Below are 22729 nucleotides of genomic sequence, written 5' to 3'. Positions count from 1 at the left end.
AAATACTATTGCTCGTTTTTCCGGGGAATTACGACCTCTAGCGGGTAAAACGTCCGGGAAAACCGTGGAATGAACTGTCCAGTATCAAAGACCGCATCTACTTGTGTTGGTTCAATAATTTCTTGAAGTCAATACGGGTCGATTCGATGGTCGCAGCCTTCAACGTTCTTCGCATTTGCCCAAGCGCGGTCGTATGTCGGCTGTTGGTCATCGCGGCGCTGCAATCCGACGGGACGAGAATTTCAAAACCACGCAAATACGCGTCATTCGCGGTGAACAAAACGCACGAATCGGTAGTGAGGCCGCAAAGAATTAATTTCCGAGCATGCAGATCCCGCAGTAAGAGATCCAGTGGAGTCTGAAAAAAACCCGAGTGCCTGGGCTTGAGAACGAAATAATCGTCCCGTTGTGGAACAAGTTGCTTGGCTATCGGAGCACCGCGTACGCCATCTCTCACGCAACTGGAAATGAGATGCTTGAAATCGGACTGCCACTGCCCAAAATTGTCATTCACATACACACAGGGCACGCCGTTGATTTTTGCTTCAAGCTTCAGCCGCGCAATATTCCCCGCAGCAGGCACAGCAGCGGCGGATAGCTTGTCTCCGTCCTCGAATTCCAGATCGTTGATGACATCAATAAGGAGGAGCGCAACAGCACATTCGTGGAGCACGCATTCGTCATTCATTGCCAGATCACGTTCCTTGTTGTTTTAGGTAACCGCAAACGTATTGAGGGGGTTCATACCGGCTTGGCCACCATTAGATAAAACACGACAACCAGCGCAAAAAATGCCGGAATGCCGAGTGCAATCCAGAGCCGGAAATACCGCCAATACGACGCGGGCAAATGGGTGTTGCTATCGCGGGCCTCGGCCGCCAGCCGCTGCATTTTTATTTGCAACCAAACGACGGGGAGCCAGCAGGCCGCGGCTAACAGGTACAGGCCTATCGACCAGGAGATCCAGCGGGCCGTGAGAGGGATACCGGCGAGGTAGATGAGATAAAACCCGGTAAGGGGCTGAATAACGATCGTGGTTGCGGTAAACAGCCAGTCTGCGGTCACTACGTTTTTCCCCACCGCTGCCACGATCGGGGGACTCCTTGTCAGAGTCGCGCAAATCATATAGTAGGCTGTGCCTATACCCGTGCCGAAGAGTAAGGTTGAAGAGAGAATATGCAGCCATTTTGCGGTGATGTATTCCATTACCGCTTCTCCAACTCGTACAACACCAGGATTGCGGCCAGGATAGGCAGATTTTTTATCAAAGGTCCGAAGGGATGCAGCCAGAACTCGGGGAGATAAAACGTTATGGTAATGGTATAGAGACCGATGAGCGTCGCCTGCGCTATCCACAGAAATTTTCGACGACGTAAAAACAGCGTTCCCAAGCCGAATGCAAAATCCAGAGCGGCGGCGCCATAAAGAGCTATGGGCGCGAGGCTGCTGCCCGTGATTCCTACTCGCGCGAGCATCGCATAGCTGTCTTCGACCGGGTAAACGCCCATCGACACGACGCCGGCGAGAAGCCAAACCGCCGCGAGGGACACCCGCAGCACGAGTTCGAGCCACTCCATCAGCGCTGACATCCGTGATTCCCTTGCGCTCCAGCGGGACGTGAATTCGCTCACCGGCCTGGGGTCTCGACCCAGAAGATCCCTGGTCGCGCCGGGATCAGCCGTGTTTCCCCGCTGAAGCATCCTCCATGTATCGAGGTCAAGCATCCCTTTCCCGGACCACTGGCCAATTTGCGCTGTAATATCGACGAGAGCGGCAGGGATATGCATAAATTTGCCCGGGCCCAACCCCATGGAGTGGCGCAATTCATCCAGATAGCGCTGCAGCGTAACGGGTTCGGGACCAACAAGCGGGACGCGCTGCCCCAGATATCGCTCTGTTTCCACCAACCGTACCACCGCTCGGATTAGATCGTCGATGTGAATCGGCTGAATTGCCTGATCACCGGCGCCCGGCAACGGAATCAAAGGCAAGCTTGCCATCATATTGAATACCCTGGCGCTGGTCCCACCCGGCCCATACACAAGTGACGGCTGTACCACCACCGCCTTCTTCGACGACGCCAGCAAGGCATCATCCGCAGCCTTTTTGCTGAGATGATATCGACTGCTTGCTCGCTCATCCGCTCCCAACGCGGAAATCTGCACGACCTTGACGCCGGCGGCGGCGCTGGCTGCAAAAAGCGCTCGTGGAGCACGGTCGTGAAGCGCCTCGAAAGTCTGCGCTCCGTGTTCGCGCAATATCCCGACCGCATTTATAGTCACGTCGATACCCGCAAGCCGCCTTTGCCAGACATCCGGTTCGAAATCGCGCGTGTAATCAACCGGAACACACGCTAGCCTACTGCACTTTCCTTGAGCTGGGCATTCTCTTACCGCGCATTTGACTTCATGCCCCGCATCAACCAGCGCCTCGACCAAGTGGCTGCCGATAAAACCCGTTGCGCCTGTAATCAATACCGTGGCCATTTATGGATAGGTGGAACTTGACTGACTACAGTAGAATACAGGCACGAATTTTTGCCGCGGAGTGACTGCGAGACAAAAATAAGCTATATTTTTTATCATGAAAAATCCTGTGAAAAGCTTGAGAGAAGCATTTCAAAACAGTCTTGTTTCCGGTACCGTTGCCAGCGTTGCGTCAACGATCTCGCTTTCGATGCTGGGTAAAGCCGAACTGGACAGATCGGCAGCTCCTGTCAATGGCCCAAGCCAGTGGGTCTGGGGGCGACACGCACCCTATCAGAACCGTTTTAGCCTTCGCTATACCATCGTCGGCTATTTGATACACCACGCCGCATCCGTCTTTTGGGCGCTCTGGTACGAGAGACTGCGCCAGCGCTTATCGGTTGCTGAGAACACTGCCGCCGTGCTGGCGCCTGCGGCCGTGATAGCAGCCGCCGCCTACACCGTTGATTTTCATTTGACCCCGCAACGGCTGACACCTGGATTTGAGCACCGCCTGTCTAAGCGCTCGCTACTTATCGTGTACGGAACGTTCGCCCTCGGCTTGGCGGCTACGGCTTTACTGAAGCGTTATCCAAAATCCGAGGGCATGCCCAATCGGAAGCCGTAATTTCCATTGTTTCACCCGGTGACTATTCCTCCGAATGTCACTGAGAGGCTTTAGCTTCGGCCCGAGCCCGACTTAGGCTGCGATCATCCAATGCGCCGGATACCCGATATATATTTGATATGTTCGCAGAGCGCGAGGCCTTCCACTCTACTCAAATTTAAAACCGCCGAATGTGCGTTAACGCACTGAAAGACTCTGACCCGGCTATTACGATTACGCCATAATTTGGAGTAGCACGTGGCAACGTTATTAGCTAATTTTGCGTTGCAAACGTCACATCTAAATATTTTGCTGCGCCGCTTTTGGTCTCATCTGGCATAAAATCTTGTTCGCACCGGTGCCTCCTTCCCCATTCATCATTGCGAAGATCCTATGGGTTCATCTCGCAAATTTTAACGCCGACTTCCATCCTGCCTGAAGCATGATCGACTGGTCACATCTTTTTGGCTTTTCAGTAAATCCAGCCGAGATGGTGATCAGGGGAACAGTTATCTACTGGTTCATATTTCTGCTGTTCAGATTCGTGCTTCGGCGTGACATCGGGGCCATCGGCATCGCCGACGTCATGCTCGTAGTCCTCATCGCCGATGCGGCAAGCAATGGCATGTCCGGAAGCTATGACTCCATCACGGATGGCTGCCTTCTTATCGCCACCATTGCAGGATGGAACTACGTTCTTGACTGGGCCAGTTTTCACTTCCCTTCAATCCGCAACCTAGTCGAACCGCCTCCGCTGGCTCTCATACGCGACGGCAAGCTGCAACGCAAAGCCATGCGGCAGGAGTTGATTACTGCCTCGGAACTGGAATCGAAGCTGCGCGAACATGGCGTTGAAAATTTCGCCGAAATAAGAATAGCTTATCTTGAAGATAACGGTGAAATCAGCGTATTGCGCCGTGACGGGAAAGAACCGGAACAATCCTCGCGCCGATCCCCGGGTAAAAGCCCCGTCTAGCAGTTTCCTGAGATGTTGTCTCCGCCCTCGTGCTCCCGTGGCTTCCCTGGCTCTGCAATAACGGCTCCGGCGTTACCTCATTCTCAACCAGTGCGAATCCGTTCAGCGAAGCAATGAACAGTGTCGATCACGAACAAGCATTAGAGTTCGCTCAATACCTGGCTGATGTTGGCGGCCAAATCGCACTTCGGTATTTCCGCACCTCTCTGGAAATTTCCTGCAAGCCCGACCAGAGCCCTGTGACAGCAGCGGATTTTGAAATCGAGAGTACGCTCCGCCGACTGATCCGTGAACGATATCCCCGCCATGGGATTATTGGCGAGGAATACGGCGGCATGCCGGCCAGCGATTACAGCTGGGTGGTCGACCCCCTAGATGGCACCCTGAGTTTTGCCATGGGAAATCCTCTCTTCGGCATCCTCGTCGGTTTGCTCTTTCATCATGAGCCCATTATCGGACTGATTGATCTACCAGCGTTGAAAGAACGATGGATAGGGGATGGGAAACTCACGAAATTCACTGGCGGTGACCAGGTTCGCGTAGTCAAGGCAGGTCGTTGCCATTCCATCGAAGAGGCGCGACTGTATGTGTCAACACCGCATTTGACTCCTTCTTCTGAACGTCCCTTGATTAATGCACTGTGTCAACGCACGGCCGTCGCTCAGCATGGGTGCGATTGTTATGCCTACGGCTTGCTCGCCTCGGGACATTGCGATCTCGTGGTGGAATCCGGGCTCGGACCTTGCGACTATCTGCCCCTGGTCCCGGTGATCCGCGGCGCTGGCGGATGGATAGCGGATTGGCAAGGCGATCCGCTCGGCTTGAATTCGGGTGAGCGGATAATCGCCGCGGCAAATAAGCCTCTCCTTGATGCGGTCATTGATGCGTTAGCGGTCTCTTGACGCCGTCTACCGCTCCACAGCGCATCCATTGCGTCAACGGCAGAGCACGGCAACGTGCTTCGGTAATTTTGCTTGGATCAGATTCGGTAAGTGCGATGCCGCACCGAATGCATAAAACGGTAAAGGTAGCATTTCCTATCGTCGCTAAACCTCGTTAGGAGAGCGTCATGAATTTCCATCCGATATCTCCCGCATTTCCAGTTGGCGCGTTAACGGTCGCGCTAGCGCTCGTTTTTCTGGGTATTAACGGGGCAAGTCAGGCGCAAGTCACGCCCGGCACAGGCGGTACCACGGGGGTGCCGTCCCGGCCGGGCCAAGGTAGTTCCGTTATCGGGCAGCCGCCTCAGGCGCCAGGCGGTTCCATTATTGGCCAACCCACGCCGGGCGGACATACGGACACTCTTCCCCAGCAGTCGACGGGGGGGTCAAGGATAGGTCAACCTCCGCCTGGGCTGGGTGGTTACGGTTCAACGCCCGGAAGCGATCCGGTAAGGGATAAATTGAACCGGACGAATAGAGAAGCTGCCGACATCGATCGCGACGGCAGATTGAGCCCGGAAGAAGCTGCCAGGATCCCGCCGGGAACGCCGTTGCCACGGTAGGAAACCGCCTCAGCTGACTTCTTACCGATTCTCTGGTGATGAAAAAAATCAAAGGAAGAGCCACATGCGCGCGCTAACCTATCATGGAGCTCATGACGTTCGGGTAGATACCGTTCCTGATCCGATACTACAGGAACGGGACGATATCATTCTCCGGATTACCGCCACGGCGATCTGCGGGTCAGACCTGCATCTGTACCGGGGCAAAATTCCGGAACTCAAGGATGGCGACATCCTGGGCCATGAATTTATGGGAGTCGTGGTTGATACCGGATCCGACGTGTCAGCGCTACAAAAGGGCGACCGGGTAGTGGTACCGTTTGTGATCGCCTGCGGAGCGTGTTTCTTCTGTGACCGGCAATTATTTGCCGCTTGCGAAACCACCAATCCACACCGTGGCGCAATCCTCAATAAGAAGAGCGTGCGTCCCGGTGCGGCTCTTTTTGGCTACACCCATCTTTATGGAGGCGTACCTGGAGGGCAGGCCGAATATGTACGAGTTCCGAAGGCAAACATAGGGCCCATCAAGGTTGGCGATACGCTTGCTGACGAGCGTGTGCTGTTCTTGAGCGACATCCTGCCCACCGGGTATCAAGCGGTAGTGAATGCCGATGTCGGGCCGGGATCGAGCGTAGCAATCTTCGGCGCCGGTCCCGTTGGTCTGATGACGGCCGCGTGCGCGCGAATGCTGGGGGCGGAACAAATCTTTATGGTCGACCACCATCCGTACCGGCTTGAGTTTGCGCGTAAAACATATAACGTCTTCCCAATCAATTTCGACGAGGTCGATGCGGCTGAAGTCATTATCGACAATACGGCCGGCAGGGGCGTCGATGCCGCTATCGATGCGGTGGGATTCGAAGCCAAGGGGAGCGCGCTGGAAACTGTGATGACAAACCTGAAACTTGAAGGCAGCAGTGGCAAGGCGCTTCGTCAATGCATCGCAGCCGTGTGCCGCGGCGGCACTGTCAGCGTGCCGGGGGTTTATGCCGGTTTCATACACGGCTTTCTTTTTGGCGATGCCTTTGAGAAGGGGTTGGTATTCAAATTGGGACAGACCCATGTGCAGCGTTTCCTACCCGCACTGCTGAAGCATATAGAAGACGGCGAGTTACATCCGGACGCCATCATCAGCCACCGCATGCGACTCGCTGAAGCCGCAACCGGCTATCGCATGTTCGACAAAAAAGAGGATGACTGCCGCAAGATCGTGCTGACACCCTAGAGCTTCGCAAATATGCTTTGATGCGTGCTTGTCGACGAGCGGACAGTACTGTTCGGATTTTAGGCATTGCTCCCGGGGGAGGTTCAGTACCACCCGGGAGCCCCCTCACCCCTTCTGCCGTTTAGGCCCGCTACCGTGTCTCCCCGCCGAGTTACCGTCCGCCATTGATACGTCATATATTTTCCTGGTTGAATAAGATCGCCATCAGATCCCCCCTGGCTAGTCAAAACTGTGCCGGCTAAAACGGGCGTAAATGTACGTTATCGCACAGTGCGAGCTCCGGAAAACCTCGATCATTGCAGCGGATTATCCACCAGGCTCTTCGCAGTCCATGGCTGCGCAGCCTTTTCATGGCCATACCGATGAAGGCAACGTACAACGAAATTTTCTCATCCTACTGGCAGGCAGGTTATGAAGGCGCCGATCACATCAATAGCGCTGGAATGCCACTATCGATGAACGATATCACGCAGCATGCGACGCTCGCATATGACGACTATTTATTGTTAAACAATTTCGGCATCAGAACTGTGCGCGAAAGTGTCGGTTGGCGCCTGGTAGAAAAGGACGGACGTTTCGATTTCTCATCCATCGAAACTCGCGCTCGCGCGGCCGACGAGCTTGGGTTGCAGGTTATCTGGACATTATGCCACTACGGCTGGCCGGATGATGTCGACGTATACTCTCCCGCATTTATCGACCGGTTTGCCCGCTATTGTCATCGGGTGGTCAAGTATATCGAATCGCGCTCCGCACATCACGCTACCAGTATCTACTCGCCCATCAACGAAATCTCTTTTGCCAGCTGGGCCAGCGCGCAACTCCAGTTTATGTGCCTCGATCCACGCGGCGACGAAGGCATGGAAATGAAACGCCAGCTTGTGCGCGCCACATTGAAGAGCTGCGAAGTAATCTGGGAAGTCAATCCCTCCGCACGTATCTTGCATTGCGATCCGCTGATCCACGTGATTGCTCCGCATGATCGACCGGATCTCGGCGATTACGCAGCAATGCAAAGGGAATCTCAATTTGAGGCGTGGGATATGCTCAGCGGCCGCAAGGAGCCTGAGCTTGGTGGCGCCCCGCAATTCCTGGATCTCATCGGCGTGAACTATTATCACAGCAACCAGTGGCAGACCGACGGCAATACCAATCGCAGCCTATGGTGGCATCTGGGCCACCCCCACCGCGTTCCGCTGTATAGCCTGCTGACTGAAGTGTACTGCCGCTACCGCCGCCCGATGCTCCTGGCCGAAACCAGCCACGTCGGAAGTGGCCGAGGCGCGTGGATCAAGGAAGTAGCCCGCGAGGCAGTAATGGCTCAACAGCACGGTGTCGAGCTACACGGGATTTGCCTGTATCCGATAGTGGACCGGCCCGATTGGGAGGATACGCATCGGTGGCACAAGAGCGGTTTGTGGGAAGTGAACATTCATGGTGTGGAAGAAAAACCTTACCAACGTGTTCTATCGCAACCCTACGCGGCAGGGCTGCGCGACGCTCAGCGCGTGATAAAAAGCTTTTCTGATCAATATTTTAAAACTAAAGCCTCAACCACTATCCAAGGAGCCGCAATGACCACGATTATAGTTTTTTCTCACCTCCGTTGGGACTTTGTGTATCAGCGACCCCAACACCTTTTGTCACGGATGGCTGAAAACTACAAGATTCTGTTCATTGAGGAACCCGTTTTCCACGAGCACGACAGCTTCCTCGAAACCTCCACGCCCGCGCCGCACATTACGGTTTTTAAACCCCATACGCCGGTCGCCGCCCCTGGTTTCCATGACGAGCAACTGCCGCACCTGATTAAACTGATGCGGCAGTTCGTGGCGAATGACCATCCGCATATAGCGTGGTTTTATACACCGATGGCATTGCCGTTACTACATGAATTGGATCCCTCCCTGGTCGTGTACGATTGCATGGACGAACTCGCCGCGTTTAAAAACCCTCCGAAGCAGATGCTTCAGCGCGAGAATGCGTTGTTCAAAGTGGCCGACCTGGTGTTTACCGGCGGCCCGAGCCTGTATCGCGCAAAGCGGGAACGACACCACAATGTGCATTGCTTTCCCAGCAGCGTTGATCTGGTGCATTTTGAACAGGCGCTCGATCGCAGCAACATTCATCCGGTGCACGAGAATATTCCCGGCCCAAGGCTTGGCTACTATGGAGTAATTGATGAACGGGTCGATCTCGAGCTGATCGACCGACTGGCCGAGGCACACCCCCAATGGCAGATCCTGCTGGTGGGCCCAGTGGTAAAAATAGACCCGGCCGCATTGCCCAAACGTCATAATATCCATTATCTGGGCCAGCAGCCCTACAAAGCCTTACCCCAATTTCTAGCCGGCTGGAACGTGTGCCTGCTGCCGTTCGCATTGAATGAATCGACCCGCTTCATCAGTCCCACTAAAACCCTTGAGTATATGGCCGCCGAGTTACCCATTGTTAGCACGCCGATCGTTGACGTGCTGGAGTTGTATGGGGAAGTCGTGGCGATCGCGGACTCGCCGCAGGCTTTTATCAAGGCCTGTGAAAACGCGTTACTGACCACTCCGGAGGAGCACACGCGGAACGTTATCAAGATGAGGGAACTGGTATCGGAAACATCCTGGAACACCACAGCGGAAAAAATGCACGAACTGATACACCACACGCATGCACAAAAGGAAACATCGCTAAGCGCAGCACGGGCGCAGAGCAAGCCGCAACCGCTCCTGCAACGCGAAATTCAGCCGGAACCGGCGGAGAACAGGAAATGCGTGATCATCGGCGGGGGGCCGACCGGGTTGAGCGCGGCTTATCACCTCGACGAGGACACCCTCTTGCTGGACAAAAACTCGTCCGTCGGAGGCTGGTGCCGCTCGATCGAGGATAAAGGCTTCACCTTTGATCATGCGGGCCACATCATGTTTTCAAATGATCCCTATGTGCTGCAGCTCTATAAAATCCTGCTCGGCAACAATGTGCACTGGCAAAACCGCGAAGCCTGGGTATACAGCAAAGGGGTGCATACGCGCTATCCCTTCCAGGGCGCTCTGTATGGTCTGCCTCCGGACGTCATCAAGGAGTGCATCGTCGGGGCGATGGAATCACGATATGGCGCTCTGAAAAATCAGGGTCCGAAAAATGCCGCTGCCTGCCAGGGCGTGGATGGCGCAGCCGCCGTGCTTTCAGACTGCTGCGCTGACGGAACGGTGCCCGAGTCTGGCACAACAGTTCTGCGACAGGAGATGACGAGTGCAAAAAACCGGCCCGAGAACTTCGAGGAATTCATATACAGAATGTGGGGCGCGGGTATCGCAAAACACTTTGCGATACCCTACAACCGGAAGCTCTGGACCGTTCCCCTGACGGAGATGGAGACCTCCTGGCTGGGTGGAAGAGTGCCTTTACCGGACCTCGAAGAAATCATTGACGGCGCCCTTCAGCCAGTCGCAAAGCCGATGGGTCCGAACGCGCGCTTCGGCTATCCGCTACGAGGCGGTTTTCAAGCCATGATGTCGGGCTTTTTGCCGCATATCAAGGGAGCCGTCGAACTCAGCGCCGACGTAGTAAGCGTCTCGCCCCAGAAGCATGTGGTTACGCTTGCGGATGGCCGCCAGTACCGATATGAAAATCTGATCAGTACAATGCCGTTGCCGGAATTGATCCGGCGCATGGGTAACGAAGCACCGCAGCCAATCCGACAAGCCGCCGCCGCGCTACGTCATGTATCCGTGCGTTGCGTTAACCTCGGCATCGGTCGCGAAAACATTTCGGAAAAGCACTGGATTTACTATCCGGAAGATACGATATTCCACCGCATCTTCCTTCAAGGCAACGCCAGTCCCGAGTGCAATCCGCCCGGCGGGTTCGGTCTCACCTGCGAAATATCCTACTCGCCGGCAAAACCTCTTCCATTCGATGGCCAGGAATTGATCGATCGCTGCATGGAGGATTGCATCAAGGTGGGCCTTTTGACACCCGACGACAAACTGATCACGTCCAACCTGGTCGACATGCCGTATGCGTATGTCGTATATGATCACGTCCGTAAACAGAGTGTCGAAACTGTTAAAAAATGGCTTTTGGAGCAGGATATCGTCCTGTCGGGTCGCTACAGCGAATGGGAATACTACAACTCCGACCACGCATTCCTGGCCGGGAAAAAAGCGGCGGAGATGGTCAAACAGGTTAGGCCACGCGAAAAAATGTATGTCAGCTGACTGTAAGAAGAACGGGGCGTGCTGGTGACATGATCATAGACGCCCACATCCATTGCTCCGGTAAGGAAAAAGCGGACGATGTGCTGTGGGCATTGGATCAAGCAGGGGTCGATAAGGCGGTCGTCCTCGCACCTTTTCTAAGTGGCTGCTACTCAATGCACAACGGCGACTCCTTGCGATCCGCCAATCGTTACCTTGCCCGGTTGATTGGCGGCCACGACGATAGATTGATCGGATTCGCGGTAGTCAACCCGGCGCTTGACAACGCATCGATTGATTTGCGCGACGCGTATGAGCTTGGTCTGCGCGGTCTGAAAATGGTCCCGGCAGGATGGTATCCCTACGATGAATGTGCGCTTCGAATTTATGAAACCGCATCTGAACTGCGAATACCCATCCTGTTTCATAGCGGTATTTTTATTGACGGAAAATCGGGTCGTTATTGCCGTCCGGTTTTTTTCGAAGCCATTCGCAATTACCCTGACCTGCGGGTCACCCTGGCCCACCTGGGGTGGCCGTGGTCTGATGAGGCCAACGCGGTCGGTTTAATTGACCTTATCAACGGCATCGCGCCTGATAATAGCCAGTTCCGCTTCGACATTTCCTTCGGTGCGCCTCCTGCCTACCGGCTGGAAGTCCTGAAAAAAGCGATCGCCGTCCTGACACCTGGATTACTGCAATTCGGCAGTGACGTGTTTTTGCCCTGCAGCGGCAAGCTAATCAAAAGTCGAGTCGATGACGTATCAGCGTTACTGGATCAGCTCGACATCGACCGGAAAAGTCGCCAAAGAATAATGGGAGGAACAGCCGCTGCCTGGCTTGGGGTGAAGTGAGATGAAAATAATCTCCACCGGGGATCGTCCGATCAATCTTCTGCAAATTCTAGGAGCGGCGATCGTGGGCGGCATGGAAACCTACGTGTTGCGCCTCCTGCAGCGACTGCCGCGCGACAGCTTTCGCGTCACATGCCTCTGCGTCGCGGAAAGTGATATCACTAAGTCATTGCGGGAGATCGGATGCAGCGTTCACATAACTCCATTTGCCGATGATCCGGACTGGCAATCCATCCAGCTGGGCGTAAGCCTTATTCGAGCGGAGTCGATCGATGTCATTCATGCGCATCTTCCTAATGCCCATTCGCTCGCAGGTATCCTCAGCAAGCTCACTGACACACCTGCGCTAGCCACCATACACGGCCGCTATCTCAGTATCCGGGACCTGGAAGTCCATAAAATCGCGCAGACCCATATCAGCGTGGTAGCGAAAACCGCCTATTTTCACGCACTCAGTCTGGGCGTCCCCGCCAGCAAACTGCGCTTTATCCCGAATGGCGTTGATACCAGGGTTTTCCATCCCACTGCGGGGGCGATTTATCTCCATTCCATCCTGAACATCCCTCCGCACACTCCGCTCATCGGGTTCATCGGCCGGCTTTCTCCGGAAAAAGGACCGGATGTATTCGTGCACATCGCCAGCATGGTCCACAAGCAGCTAAAAAATTGCCGCTTTGTTCTCGTGGGCGAAGGGTCAATGCGGACAAAACTGGTGGAAGATATTAGTAATCTCGGCTTGACCGGCGTCATCCATATGGCCGGCATTCAAAGTGATATGCCCAAAGTTTATGCCTCCCTCGACGTCGTGGTATCGACTTCGTATTCTGAAGCCATGCCTCTGGCACTAATGGAAGCGATGGCTTCGGGACTAGCCGTGGTCTCCACGAACGTCGGCGGCATCGTTGATATCGTCGAGGCCGGACGTACGGGGTTGCTGAACAAAGTGGGCGATTCGGAAGGAATGGCAGCGAACATCGTTTCTTTGATGTCCGATGCTTCAGCACGGGCAGAGATGGGAAAAGCAGCCCGAAAACGGGTCAAAGAAAAATTCGAGCTCAGCCAAAGTGTTAACCACACCGGCGAACTACTGAGTTCGCTGATTCGGACGGGATATCATAGCGAGTTGAACGTCGGACAGGTGTGATGCTCGATGTAGCGTGAATGTTCACTGAAAAAGCCGGTCGAGCTGCTCTCCCTTTGGGGTTCTCCTATGGCTCGGTGGGTACTCTTCACCTTCCGGCAACGGCTGTTTCTTACGCGATCCATGAGCCTGGGAATACACCTTCGTAAATTCGGCTCCAAGCAAAAAGATCTGGGCAGAGTAATACACCCATACCAGCACCACTACCAGCGATCCTGCGGCTCCAAATCCAGAGCTGATGGCGCTCTTCCCGATGTAGAGACCGATGAGAAACTTCCCGATGGTAAACAGGAGTGCGGTAACCGCAGCGCCGGCCCACACGTCCCGCCAGAGAATCCTTACGCGGGGCATGAACTTGTAAAGTATTGCAAAAACCGTTGAAGCAAGCACAAAGCTGAAAGCAAAGTTGACCGCGCCCACAATAACCTGAAGGTCGGAAAAGAACGGGCCCCACCATTTACCAAGCGCAGCCATTGCCGCACTGAACACGAGGGAAACCATCATCAAAAAACCGATGCCAAGTATCATGCCAAAGGATAGCAGCCGCGAACGGATCACTCCCCATACACCGCCACTTTTGTCTTTGGCGGGAACACGCCAGATCCGGTCAAAAGCGTCCTGGAGCTCGCTCAATACTGTCGTTGCCCCGATTAGCAGCAGGATGGTCCCGATGACCGTTCCGGCCTTTCCTTCTTCAGGAGCGCTGACACTTTCGAGCAAACTCTGTACTGCCCGGGCTCCTTCGTCGCCCATCAAACCCCTCAGTTGCCCGAAAATTTCCCCACGCACCGCGTCTTCGCCAAAGATGAGGCCTGCGGTCGAAATGACAATCAACAGCAGTGGCGCAATGGAGAACATGGTGTAATAGGCTAGCGCCGCCCCCATGCTCGGGGCGTAATCATCGAGCCAGGACGAAAAAGTTGTCTTGACCAGACTCCACACATGCGGAATTCTCATGAAGCCCTCCTTTTCCCTTTCCTTTTGCCCCGTAACCAAGCTGAGATACCGATATCCAGTCTGCCAACTCGCTACCCAGCCATACCGCCACCTCGTCCATCATTGTTATCGTCGGGAGAACAACGGGAAATTCCAGATAATTAGGATAGGCAATCCGGTCGCGTCGGTATTCGCGCTAATTAAAACGCGGCCGCTTTTTTTTCACACTTACGAGCAGGCTCTCCGAGTGCAAGGCTTCCTGAAGTAGGAACCGCTCCGACGGCAGCACCAGTGCTGTGCGCGCGTCGCCCGGTCCTTAGCTCGATTGCCCGCGATGGGAGAATGAAGATCTGTCAGTCATCGCGCAGTTCCAGCCCGCAGGCCGCCTTGATTAAACTCTGACAAACAGCCTGACGCTTAATACCGGCCTAAGGGGTCAGGGCCGGACCCTTCGTGGGTTTCTCGCTTATCTCTGTCGACAAGGCCGCCGTCCGGTTTTGCGTCCCCTTTATGATGATGCTTATGATCACTTCGATCCGATTTTTTTCCAGCCGCGTCACTTTTGTGAGGCTCACCCTTTTTGATAACGCCATATTCCTGGCCGGTGGGTGTCTCGCCGCGCTTATACTCCCCACTTGGGGCCTTGCTCGCGCCGGAATCTCCCATCGGCGCACTCTGGGCATAAACCAGGGGTGCAGCGAGGACCATGAGCAATCCTGCGATGCTGAAGGTCAGCCCGACAGCGAACGAAACCGTATCCGGCACTATCTCTCTGGATTTCGATGAAGTAGTCATGATGGCTCCTTAATCTGCGCAGCAATATCGCTGTGCAAAAACTATACGCGGACGCCCTCCGCTTTTCGGTGCGCTAGCGCACGGGAATGGGCTGTCGAGCGATGCCGTCGGGCCGCCGGCGTCGCGCACACGGGGAAGCCGGGTAACGGGAAGGAGAAAGGGAGGCGCGTCCTCGAAGGTCGCAGCGAATCGTAGATGAGTCTACTCGGGCGCCTCCTCGGGGGGAGGCTCGCAACTAACGGTCCATGTGAGACGGGAAGAGGTTACTTCACCAAGATGATTTACGGTTGAAAAGGTTTTTTCCGAGAGCAGCTTATACGGTGATCTGCATAGGTTTTTGGCGTCGATAGCCAGCCACTCGGAAGCCTGTTCTCTCCCCCCCAGGCTGCCGTCATAGATAGTCGAAATGGAGTACGTTCCCGGGCTATTTTCCGTTTGATCCGGTTTAGATCCCAGCGGACTGCATCCAGCAATAAACGTCGTTGCGAAGACGAAATAGGTAATGCTTCTAACGCATGACAAACCTTCTGCACAGAGCGCCAACCCCTGTCTCGACGGACTTCCCAAGCGATGACTTCGAGTACGCATCCCAATCTTTCGGCCGCCTCAGCCTTTAACGGTAATGCTATAAGCGCCAGTGCCTTCCGGGCTGTAATGCCTGACCTGGACAAAATAAGCCCCAGGCCCGAGGTCCGCCACGATCCTGGAGTTTGTTCCCGGACCGCTATCATCATCCTGAGCCATGAGGGTATTCGGGTTGTCGGGACCATGCAATGTGACGAAGCAGTCGGTGCTGCCAGCGGTTTCAATGGTATAGCTACCGGGGCTCGCGCTCGTGAATGTGTATGTATTCCGCTGGTTTCCTGCGGTAATCGCTCCGTTTATCGCCGGACCGTTCACCTCGATGGTCGGTATATTCGGTTGAGTTCCGGAGCCGCTTACAGAAATACTGTAGTTTCCAATGGATGAACTGCTGTAGTGACGCAAGCGCACGTAATAGGTACCTGACGACAAGTCTCCAGCAATGCGGGAATTTTGCCCTGCCCCACCATCGTCGTCCTCGGTGATAAACATGTCCTCATCGTTTGGACCATACAGCCCCATCACCACGTCAGTAGTACCTTGCGTTTCCACAATGTAGCTACCTGGCGAGGCCACCTTAAAAGTAAATATATCGACCTCGCCCGGACGGCCGATCGAGGCGGAAACGGGGGCGGCATCGATGGTAAGTTGCACGTTCTCCGGTGTCGTCGGCGCCTCATTGTCGTAGGAGTAGTCGAGAGTATGATGATTGAGCACGCTTCGGGGCGTGGGCGGCGATGTTTCATTGTTCCACGGCGGCATGGGGTCATCCAGCCCGTGGCCGGCGACAACGCCCGGGGTTCCACTGGGGGGGAGATACATCCGGCCAGGATTCTCCGTTTGCCATTCAGCCCACAGCCGATCGATATTGCAGTGGTGCAGCCAGAACACGGGATCGTTGGGCGACGACATTGCCATCATGGATCCTCCGACCCACATGTGGCCCGGGTTATGAATGACTCCTTCCAGCCGGTTGCGAAAGCTTGTGTTCACGCTGCTACCGGCATTCCAGGGTGGCGAGTCGTACGGCACCACGCTTTTGGCGGCGTTGACAGCCTGCTGGGTGGGGAGAGATCCCATGGCTCCGAAAGCACGCGTAAGAAAGGGAGTGGTATCGCCCGGGTCTAGAACGGTAAGCGTCCATTCGCCGGTAGCAAAGGCGAATGGACCTGTGGTCACCTGCTGGTTGCCGCCCATGCCATTGCCGCCCATGAAATCCGAACCCCAAATTGAGGCGGTGGGTGTTCTATCGACTGTCCAGTCCCAATACGGCAGGGAAACACTCGGGTCGATTCCCTGGAGTGCGCGTTCGAACCGACGAAGATATTCCCGGTGCCAGGGCAGGAAGGCTGGTCCTCCATGGGCGGGATCATTAGGGCCGGCGAGAAAAGCTGCCCGATGCTGGGCCACGAACACGTCGTATGCGCCGCTTGCCTTCAGCGCTTTTACCGCGCCAACGAAGGCTGATCTTTCAGCTGGAGTCAAGCTGGACTGGTCTTTCCGGATACCCATGGTTATCTTCCTGCCTCTTGGTAATCGATGATCTTTTTGGCCAAATCCAAGGGAGACGGCTGAGGGTCGAAAGCAAAGCCCGATGCGATATATGCGCCTGCGGAATTACGCACCATGAAGACGCGTTTTCCGTCGATGGTCAGTTCAGGCTCATCTGCAGTCGCCCCGCGTTCTCCAGAAACTTGCGCGTCTCCGCTGCGCGCTGCCACCGCGTCCGCTCCTGATCGGAGTACGATTTCGCGCCCTTTATAATTTTCCCGTTGCTCCGCCATTTTTTCCTCGCAGTGTTGAATTCCAGGTTCATTAAAACAACCCGCCTTGCCTCATGGATCATGCTTCACTATAGTCTATTTCAGTATTCTTATTACCAACTGATGTGTTCGATTCCGACTTCGGCGCCGCAAAGCGAGCGACCGCCTTATCCGCGAAGAGATGCTGTGGCGCCAGACCAGGGTTGGAGCGTTTAGTCGGAATATTGCGCAAATGGACGAAGCGGCCAACGATCGCGGCAGTGCCACCGCTGCACGCAGCAGTTGACCGCTGCCCTCACCGCAGGAACCATCGATTTCATGCATGCCAGCCTCTTTCAATCCAGCCCGCAATAACGTCTGTCACGTCGGTCGGAAATGTAATCTATCATCAAAGTTGGGGCACGGCGAAGATCAAAAGAGGGACGACAGCAGGAAGCACATGATTCCCATTCAGGAACTGCTCAATCGCATTCGCTGGGATGATACATTTGCGGAAGGCGATTTTCTCATCGGATATTACGACCGCGTAAGCGGGGAAATTATCCAGCTTCCGTTACAGCAGGTCCAGCTCACTCCGGGCAACCATTTTTTCTTTCAGTACATTGGCCCCGATGGCGCAATTCGTGAGGTTCCCCTCCATCGGATAAGGGAAGTCTACAAGAACGGTGAACTGATCTGGCACAGAGGCGCCTAATAACGGCAGAGACAGCGCCAGAAACCTGTCGCGTGGCCAAACCTATCCATCAGGCGGCGCTAGCTCAAATTGCCATCTTAACAGGATGATTAAAAGCATATACCTTCAATATTGAGGCTTTAATTCAACCGCCCCCCACCTCCGTGAACCGGATTGCTCGGATGTTCAATAACTATGGCGATCCATAAAGTTGTCTCGGGCGGCCAAACCGGAACCGACCGGGCCGCGCTTGATTGGGCCATCGATAACGGTATTGAACATGGCGGCTGGTGCCCGGCTGGGCGGCGGGCGGAAGACGGAGAGATTCCGGAGCGATATGCCTTGCGACAAACCCCAGGGCGCAATTATCGACAACGTACCAAATGGAACGTGCGCGATAGCGATGGCACGCTGATTATTACCCCGACGCCAGAGCTCACCAGCGGCTCGCTCTGGACGCAGGAATGCGCCCGGGATTTAAGCCGGCCTTATCTGCACGTTTATCCATGTACTTCTTGGCGCGAATGGATCAGGACTTTTCTGCAAACAAATTCAATCCGGATACTGAATGTGGCGGGGTCGCGCGGTTCAAGCGCAAAAAACATAGAAGCGTTTGTTCACGAGGTGTTGGACGAGGTGTTCAGTAATGTTGAACGTGACTGACTGAGAAGCGCCAAAACCCTAAGCGCCGAGCATCATCAGGGCGGCATTGCCGCCGGCAGCGGTCGTATTCACTGTTACCACACGCTCGACCGTCAACCGATACAGCAAGAAACCCCCATCGTCTGCTAGTATCAGCGGCACCAATTGCCCATCGCGCGCGGCGAGTTCGCTTCGCAGCCGGCACGCCTCGTCCGCCCGGCCGGAGTGCAGCACGGCGGCCACGGCGGGGCTGGACGCCCGAGTCCAGTCTGGGTCGATCCGAATCTCTTCGCGTGCCGCGGCGGGCAGCTTATCCAATAGCGCGGTTGTTACCGATCCGTCTGCAAGCAGCACGCGATTGCCTGTCGCCAGCGCGGCGGCAATCTGCTGAAGCAGTGTGGCCTCGTCGTTTGCTACACAGGCAACCTCGCCGCGCGGCGCGAAGGTGAGCGTGTTGCTCTCGCCCGTCGGACCATGCAGGGAGATACGGTTCACCAGCGGCGTACGGTTGGCGTAATCGATGCAAAGCTCGGCGAGCGCCCGGCGACCGGTCTGCTGCGCCCAGCCTGAAAGCGCCTGCAATGGGACAGGTGGCTCGTGCGCGCCCCGGTCGTTGACGCCGATGCGGGCAAGCGATATTGGCGCTTGCCGCAACATGCGGTGCAGGTAAATCGGTCCGCCAGCCTTCGGCCCGGTGCCGGATTTAGCCTCGCCGCCGAAGGGTTGCACGCCCACCACCGCGCCGATCATATTGCGGTTAACGTAGATATTTCCCACATGCGCGTGCGCCGCGACAAAATCAATCGTTTCGTCGATCCGGCTGTGTACGCCAAGCGTAAGTCCGTATCCCGCTGCGTTGATACGCCTCATCAGATCGTCCAACGCCTCGCGGCGGAAGCGCATCACATGGAGGATAGGGCCGAACACCTCGCGTTCCAGTTCTCCGATGTCCGCGATCTCAATCAGAGTAGGCGGTAAAAAGGTACCACTGGCACAATTCCCCGGCAGCGGCAATTGGAATACCTCGTGGCCAGCCGCGCGCATCTCCGTGATATGAGCGAGCAGTGTCTTCCGCGCCTGCAAGTCAATCACTGGCCCAACGTCTGTCGCCAGACGAGCCGGGTCACCAAGCGTGAGTTCCTGCATACCGCCTTTCAGCATCGGCAGCAAACTATCGGCAATGTCTTCCTGCAGGCACAGCACGCGTAACGACGAGCAGCGCTGCCCGGCGCTGTCGAAAGCCGACACCAGCACGTCCTGCACGACCTGCTCTAGCCGTGCGGACGAATCGACCACCATGGCGTTCTGACCGCCGGTCTCGGCGATCAGCGGAATTTCGTCGCCATGCGAGCGCTTGGCGAGTGCGCGATGGATAAGCTGGGCAACCTCGGTGGAGCCGGTGAAGATCACCCCGCGCACGCGCGCGTCGCCGATGAGCTGCGCGCCAACCGTCTCGCCGCCCCCGGGCAGGAATTGCAATGCCGCGCGCGGGATGCCGGCCTCATGCAGTAACCTTACCGCCGCTGCCGCGATCAGCGGGGTTTGCTCGGCCGGCTTTGCAAGCACGGTGTTCCCGGCGGCAAGCGCGGCGTTCACCTCGCCTATAAAGATCGAGAGCGGAAAATTCCACGGGCTGATGCACGCCACCGGCCCAAGTGGCTCAGGCTGGTCGACATCCGCAAACTGCCTGCGCATCTGCTGCGCATAATAACGGCAGAAGTCCGCCGCCTCGCGCACCTCCGCAACTGCATTCGAAAGGGACTTTCCCGCCTCGCGCACGGCCAGTCCAATCAGCACTGCGCGGTGCGCCTCAAGCAGGTCGGCCGCACGCTCAAGCAGCTCCGCGCGGAAATTCAACGGCGCTGATCCCCACTCAGGCGCGAACGCCTGCGCAGCCGCAAGGGCCGCCCCCACTTCGACTTCAGTCGCCTCGATCACCACTCCTACCTGGTCGGTGTGGTCTGCAGGATTGATAACAGGCAGTTGCTTGCCTTCCGAGCGGCTGCAATTGTTGTCAGCCAGAATTGGCGCGGCGCGCCACTCGTTTTCTTCCGCCACTGCCAATTCCGAGGCCAGCACGGAAAGCACGTGCTCGTCGCTCAAGTCAATACCGGCAGAGTTCGTGCGCTCGGCCCCGTACAGGTCGCGCGGCAACGGAATGGCGGGGTGGGGACTCATACCCTCCTGCTCGATCCGCGCGATCGGGTCAGCCACCAATTCATCCACGCTCACATTCTCGTCCACCAACCGGCTTACGAATGACGAGTTTGCGCCGTTCTCAAGCAGGCGCCGCACCAAGTAGGCAAGCAGTGTCTTGTGGCTGCCGACGGGCGCATAGACACGACATGGCTTGGCGAGTTGATCGACGCCAATCACCTCGTCGTACAGCGTCTCGCCCATGCCGTGCAGGCATTGAAATTCGTAGTCATCGTTTCCTGCGTCCCGGGCCATCTGATACACCGCCGATAGCGTATGCGCATTGTGCGTTGCGAATTGCGGGTACACCGCATCCGGCGCGCCTAGCAGCCTTTGCGCACAAACCAGATAGGCAGCGTCGGTGTGCACCTTGCGTGTATAGACCGGGTAGCCGTCAAGCCCGTCGACCTGTGCGCGCTTTATTTCCGCATCCCAGTATGCGCCCTTGACCAACCGGACCATGATCCGGTGACCGCTGCGGCGCGCAAGGTCAATTATCCAGTCTATTACGAAGGGGCAACGCTTCTGATACGCCTGGACAACAAAGCCAATGCCATCCCATCCGGCCAGATCCGGATCAAGCGCAAGCGCTTCCAGCAAATCCAGCGAGAGGTCCAGGCGGTCGGCTTCCTCGGCGTCGATGTTCAGCCCGATGCCGTAGCGCTTGGCCAGCAGCAGCAGCGACTTCAGCCGCGGCAGAAGCTCGGCCATCACACGCTGACGCTGGGCGCGTACATAGCGAGGATGCAACGCGGAAAGCTTGACCGAGATCCCGGGTCCCGTATAGATGCTCCGCCCCCCGCTGACCTCGCCAATCGCGTGAATCGCATCTTCGTAGGATGCGTAATAACGGGAGGCATCCGCTGCGGTCAGGGCCGCCTCACCGAGCATGTCATATGAATAGCGAAAACCGCGCGCCTCCGGCTCGCGGCTGCGCTCGAGCGCTTCAGCGATTGTCTCGCCGGCCACAAACTGCTGACCCAGCATTCGCATTGCAAGGTCGACGCCCTTGCGGATCAGAGGTTCCCCGCCTTTTTCGATCAGACGTGTCAGCGCGGCTGTCAATCCACCCTCACCATGCGTCGACACCAGCCTGCCGGTAATCAACAGACCCCAGGACGCTGCATTCACAAACAGCGAGGGGCTGTGCCCGAGGTGCGCACGCCAGTTGCCCTTGCTGATCTTGTCGCGGATCAGATCGTCGGCGGTTTGCCGATCCGGAATGCGAAGCAGCGCCTCCGCAAGACACATGAGCGCAATACCCTCCTGGCTGGACAGCGAAAATTCGTGCAACAACGCGTCCACCCCGAAAGATCGTGTGCGCTTTCCGCGCACGGCGGCAATCAGCTCGCGCGCCTGCTCCTGCGCATGGCAGCGGCTCTGCCACGGCCATTTCATCCAGGTCATCAACTCGCCCACGCTTTGCGCCTCATCGCGCCGGTAGGCATTGGTGATCGCAGCGCGTAATGGCGGCTGCGGAGCAAGGGGCTCGGATTGGAGCGTAACCATCATTGTAGCAAATCAGGAACGGGTGGCTGCTCTGGCAGCAGGTGTTATCAGCGAAGTTTGAAAGCGTAGCTCGCCGGTTAGTTCAGCTAATGGCCCTTTTTTCACACCCCCGATAAATCACCGTGTCGAGTCCCTCGAGGAGCATCCTGCGGACTCCTTTTCCGCATGATGTCGCGGAACTGTAATAGGCAGGTAACAGGCCGGTTCTAGAATCCATGGACCCAGGGAAAATGTGACCAATCAATATGGAGGTAGAAAATGACTTACGAGAATGATGCGTGGGACCTGTCAGCGGAAGAAAAGGAATTAAGAGACCAGATCAGGGCAACAGGAGATGAAGCCTGGAACGAGGAAGATGACCTGGCATTTTGGAAAATAATCAATGCGGTCGAGAACCATGACGGCGACATAAATCTGCTGTACTCCGGCACCGGCATGTATTTGCTTGGCATGACCTTTGGGTGGACAGCGCTTCGTGTCGTCCACACCAGAAAAGCCGTGCTCAACTACAAAAAAATTCTCGGTATTACCACGCACTCCCTCGCGTTCCCCCATAGCGGCTATGAGGCCGCCGCCTAAACCTTCGCCAAACCCCTCCCTAATCGCACAATACGGGCCGCATAAGCGGCCCGTCACCGATCCTCCCGCCCATCCCCAAAACCCACCTTCGC

Annotated in this window: 19 protein-coding genes; 11 read left to right on the top strand and 8 right to left on the bottom strand. The window is 56.1% G+C overall.

Annotation, left to right across the window (positions count from 1 at the left end):
* Positions 1 to 97: 97 nt before the first annotated feature.
* Genes C8R31_RS00930 through C8R31_RS00920 form a run of 3 tightly spaced genes read right to left on the bottom strand, consistent with a single transcriptional unit; the run spans position 98 to position 2486 of the window.
* Positions 98 to 688, bottom strand: a complete 591-nt coding sequence (locus C8R31_RS00930) for an isochorismatase family cysteine hydrolase (RefSeq protein WP_107692213.1) — start codon at positions 686 to 688, stop codon at positions 98 to 100.
* A 53-nt stretch (positions 689 to 741) separates the two neighbouring features.
* Positions 742 to 1206 carry a DUF2269 domain-containing protein gene (locus C8R31_RS00925; protein ID WP_107692212.1) on the bottom strand — a complete coding sequence of 155 codons (465 nt, stop codon included), beginning with the start codon at positions 1204 to 1206 and terminating at the stop codon, positions 742 to 744.
* The gene (locus C8R31_RS00920) at positions 1206 to 2486 is read right to left on the bottom strand and encodes an SDR family oxidoreductase (RefSeq protein ID WP_107692211.1); all 1281 of its coding nucleotides are present in this window, start codon (positions 2484 to 2486) and stop codon (positions 1206 to 1208) included. The genes C8R31_RS00925 and C8R31_RS00920 overlap by 1 nt, the downstream gene beginning before the upstream one ends.
* 97 nt (positions 2487 to 2583) lie before the next feature.
* Here C8R31_RS00920 and C8R31_RS00915 point away from each other — a divergent pair, with 97 nt between their 5' ends.
* From C8R31_RS00915 to C8R31_RS00880, 8 genes are all read left to right on the top strand, one after another.
* Positions 2584 to 3093 (top strand): hypothetical protein, encoded by a 510-nt coding sequence (locus C8R31_RS00915; RefSeq protein ID WP_107692210.1) that lies wholly within the window; start codon positions 2584 to 2586, stop codon positions 3091 to 3093.
* A gap of 421 nt (positions 3094 to 3514) precedes the next feature.
* Positions 3515 to 4048 carry a DUF421 domain-containing protein gene (locus C8R31_RS00910; RefSeq protein WP_107692209.1) on the top strand — a complete coding sequence of 178 codons (534 nt, stop codon included), beginning with the start codon at positions 3515 to 3517 and terminating at the stop codon, positions 4046 to 4048.
* A 113-nt stretch (positions 4049 to 4161) separates the two neighbouring features.
* Positions 4162 to 4950: an inositol monophosphatase family protein gene (locus tag C8R31_RS00905; protein ID WP_146164519.1), complete on the top strand. Its 789-nt coding sequence runs from the start codon at positions 4162 to 4164 to the stop codon at positions 4948 to 4950.
* Positions 4951 to 5117: 167 nt separating this feature from the next.
* A complete protein-coding gene (locus C8R31_RS00900) occupies positions 5118 to 5552 on the top strand; it encodes a hypothetical protein (RefSeq protein WP_107692207.1) in 435 nt (144 codons plus the stop codon).
* A gap of 64 nt (positions 5553 to 5616) precedes the next feature.
* A complete protein-coding gene (locus C8R31_RS00895) occupies positions 5617 to 6777 on the top strand; it encodes a zinc-dependent alcohol dehydrogenase (RefSeq protein ID WP_107692206.1) in 1161 nt (386 codons plus the stop codon).
* A gap of 350 nt (positions 6778 to 7127) precedes the next feature.
* The gene (locus tag C8R31_RS00890) at positions 7128 to 10988 is read left to right on the top strand and encodes an NAD(P)-binding protein (protein WP_258192474.1); all 3861 of its coding nucleotides are present in this window, start codon (positions 7128 to 7130) and stop codon (positions 10986 to 10988) included.
* A gap of 29 nt (positions 10989 to 11017) precedes the next feature.
* Positions 11018 to 11821 carry an amidohydrolase family protein gene (locus C8R31_RS00885; protein WP_107692205.1) on the top strand — a complete coding sequence of 268 codons (804 nt, stop codon included), beginning with the start codon at positions 11018 to 11020 and terminating at the stop codon, positions 11819 to 11821.
* Between the two features lies 1 nt (position 11822).
* Complete coding sequence (locus tag C8R31_RS00880) at positions 11823 to 12965, top strand: glycosyltransferase family 4 protein (protein WP_107692204.1); 1143 nt, start codon at positions 11823 to 11825, stop codon at positions 12963 to 12965.
* Between the two features lie 21 nt (positions 12966 to 12986).
* Here the strand turns inward: C8R31_RS00880 and C8R31_RS00875 are convergent, their stop codons facing one another.
* The 4 genes from C8R31_RS00875 to C8R31_RS00860 all read right to left on the bottom strand — a co-directional run bounded on the left by C8R31_RS00875 (position 12987) and on the right by C8R31_RS00860 (position 16996).
* Complete coding sequence (locus C8R31_RS00875; protein ID WP_107692203.1) at positions 12987 to 13919, bottom strand: YihY/virulence factor BrkB family protein; 933 nt, start codon at positions 13917 to 13919, stop codon at positions 12987 to 12989.
* Between the two features lie 396 nt (positions 13920 to 14315).
* The gene (locus tag C8R31_RS00870) at positions 14316 to 14693 is read right to left on the bottom strand and encodes a hypothetical protein (protein ID WP_107692202.1); all 378 of its coding nucleotides are present in this window, start codon (positions 14691 to 14693) and stop codon (positions 14316 to 14318) included.
* Positions 14694 to 15299: 606 nt separating this feature from the next.
* Complete coding sequence (locus tag C8R31_RS00865) at positions 15300 to 16787, bottom strand: tyrosinase family protein (RefSeq protein WP_107692201.1); 1488 nt, start codon at positions 16785 to 16787, stop codon at positions 15300 to 15302.
* Positions 16788 to 16789: 2 nt separating this feature from the next.
* Entirely contained in the window at positions 16790 to 16996 is a 207-nt protein-coding gene (locus C8R31_RS00860; protein WP_146164518.1) for a hypothetical protein, read from the bottom strand.
* 481 nt (positions 16997 to 17477) lie between these two features.
* On the opposite strand from C8R31_RS00860, the gene C8R31_RS00850 reads away from it, so the two are divergent.
* Together C8R31_RS00850 and C8R31_RS00845 are read left to right on the top strand one after the other, a co-directional pair.
* The gene (locus tag C8R31_RS00850) at positions 17478 to 17732 is read left to right on the top strand and encodes a DUF504 domain-containing protein (protein WP_107692199.1); all 255 of its coding nucleotides are present in this window, start codon (positions 17478 to 17480) and stop codon (positions 17730 to 17732) included.
* A 174-nt stretch (positions 17733 to 17906) separates the two neighbouring features.
* On the top strand, positions 17907 to 18374 hold the full coding sequence (locus C8R31_RS00845; RefSeq protein WP_107692198.1) for a putative molybdenum carrier protein: 468 nt from the start codon (positions 17907 to 17909) through the stop codon (positions 18372 to 18374).
* A gap of 18 nt (positions 18375 to 18392) precedes the next feature.
* Here C8R31_RS00845 and putA read toward each other — a convergent pair whose 3' ends face one another.
* Entirely contained in the window at positions 18393 to 22061 is a 3669-nt protein-coding gene (gene putA / locus C8R31_RS00840) for a trifunctional transcriptional regulator/proline dehydrogenase/L-glutamate gamma-semialdehyde dehydrogenase (protein ID WP_107692197.1), read from the bottom strand.
* 255 nt (positions 22062 to 22316) lie between these two features.
* Here putA and C8R31_RS00835 point away from each other — a divergent pair, with 255 nt between their 5' ends.
* Positions 22317 to 22637: a hypothetical protein gene (locus C8R31_RS00835; RefSeq protein WP_107692196.1), complete on the top strand. Its 321-nt coding sequence runs from the start codon at positions 22317 to 22319 to the stop codon at positions 22635 to 22637.
* The last annotated feature ends 92 nt before the right edge of the window (positions 22638 to 22729 follow it).

The sequence above is a fragment of the Nitrosospira sp. Nsp2 genome (assembly GCF_003050965.1).
Lineage (GTDB): Bacteria > Pseudomonadota > Gammaproteobacteria > Burkholderiales > Nitrosomonadaceae > Nitrosospira.
Note: the sequence above shows the minus strand (reverse complement) of the source record. Positions and strands in the feature narration are given on the sequence as shown.

What these genes read in the sequence shown, in the direction of transcription:
- C8R31_RS00905 (WP_146164519.1), top strand. Translation starts at nt 4,162, where the DNA reads ATGAACAGTGTCGATCACGAACAAGCATTAGAGTTCGCTCAATACCTG.
- C8R31_RS00835 (WP_107692196.1), top strand. Translation starts at nt 22,317, where the DNA reads ATGACTTACGAGAATGATGCGTGGGACCTGTCAGCGGAAGAAAAGGAA.
- C8R31_RS00880 (WP_107692204.1), top strand. Translation starts at nt 11,823, where the DNA reads ATGAAAATAATCTCCACCGGGGATCGTCCGATCAATCTTCTGCAAATT.
- C8R31_RS00885 (WP_107692205.1), top strand. Translation starts at nt 11,018, where the DNA reads ATGATCATAGACGCCCACATCCATTGCTCCGGTAAGGAAAAAGCGGAC.
- C8R31_RS00920 (WP_107692211.1), bottom strand. Translation starts at nt 2,486, where the DNA reads ATGGCCACGGTATTGATTACAGGCGCAACGGGTTTTATCGGCAGCCAC.
- C8R31_RS00900 (WP_107692207.1), top strand. Translation starts at nt 5,118, where the DNA reads ATGAATTTCCATCCGATATCTCCCGCATTTCCAGTTGGCGCGTTAACG.
- C8R31_RS00845 (WP_107692198.1), top strand. Translation starts at nt 17,907, where the DNA reads ATGGCGATCCATAAAGTTGTCTCGGGCGGCCAAACCGGAACCGACCGG.
- C8R31_RS00925 (WP_107692212.1), bottom strand. Translation starts at nt 1,206, where the DNA reads ATGGAATACATCACCGCAAAATGGCTGCATATTCTCTCTTCAACCTTA.
- C8R31_RS00890 (WP_258192474.1), top strand. Translation starts at nt 7,128, where the DNA reads ATGGCCATACCGATGAAGGCAACGTACAACGAAATTTTCTCATCCTAC.
- C8R31_RS00875 (WP_107692203.1), bottom strand. Translation starts at nt 13,919, where the DNA reads ATGAGAATTCCGCATGTGTGGAGTCTGGTCAAGACAACTTTTTCGTCC.
- C8R31_RS00870 (WP_107692202.1), bottom strand. Translation starts at nt 14,693, where the DNA reads ATGACTACTTCATCGAAATCCAGAGAGATAGTGCCGGATACGGTTTCG.
- C8R31_RS00915 (WP_107692210.1), top strand. Translation starts at nt 2,584, where the DNA reads ATGAAAAATCCTGTGAAAAGCTTGAGAGAAGCATTTCAAAACAGTCTT.
- C8R31_RS00850 (WP_107692199.1), top strand. Translation starts at nt 17,478, where the DNA reads ATGATTCCCATTCAGGAACTGCTCAATCGCATTCGCTGGGATGATACA.
- putA (WP_107692197.1), bottom strand. Translation starts at nt 22,061, where the DNA reads ATGATGGTTACGCTCCAATCCGAGCCCCTTGCTCCGCAGCCGCCATTA.
- C8R31_RS00910 (WP_107692209.1), top strand. Translation starts at nt 3,515, where the DNA reads ATGATCGACTGGTCACATCTTTTTGGCTTTTCAGTAAATCCAGCCGAG.
- C8R31_RS00930 (WP_107692213.1), bottom strand. Translation starts at nt 688, where the DNA reads ATGAATGACGAATGCGTGCTCCACGAATGTGCTGTTGCGCTCCTCCTT.
- C8R31_RS00895 (WP_107692206.1), top strand. Translation starts at nt 5,617, where the DNA reads ATGCGCGCGCTAACCTATCATGGAGCTCATGACGTTCGGGTAGATACC.
- C8R31_RS00865 (WP_107692201.1), bottom strand. Translation starts at nt 16,787, where the DNA reads ATGGGTATCCGGAAAGACCAGTCCAGCTTGACTCCAGCTGAAAGATCA.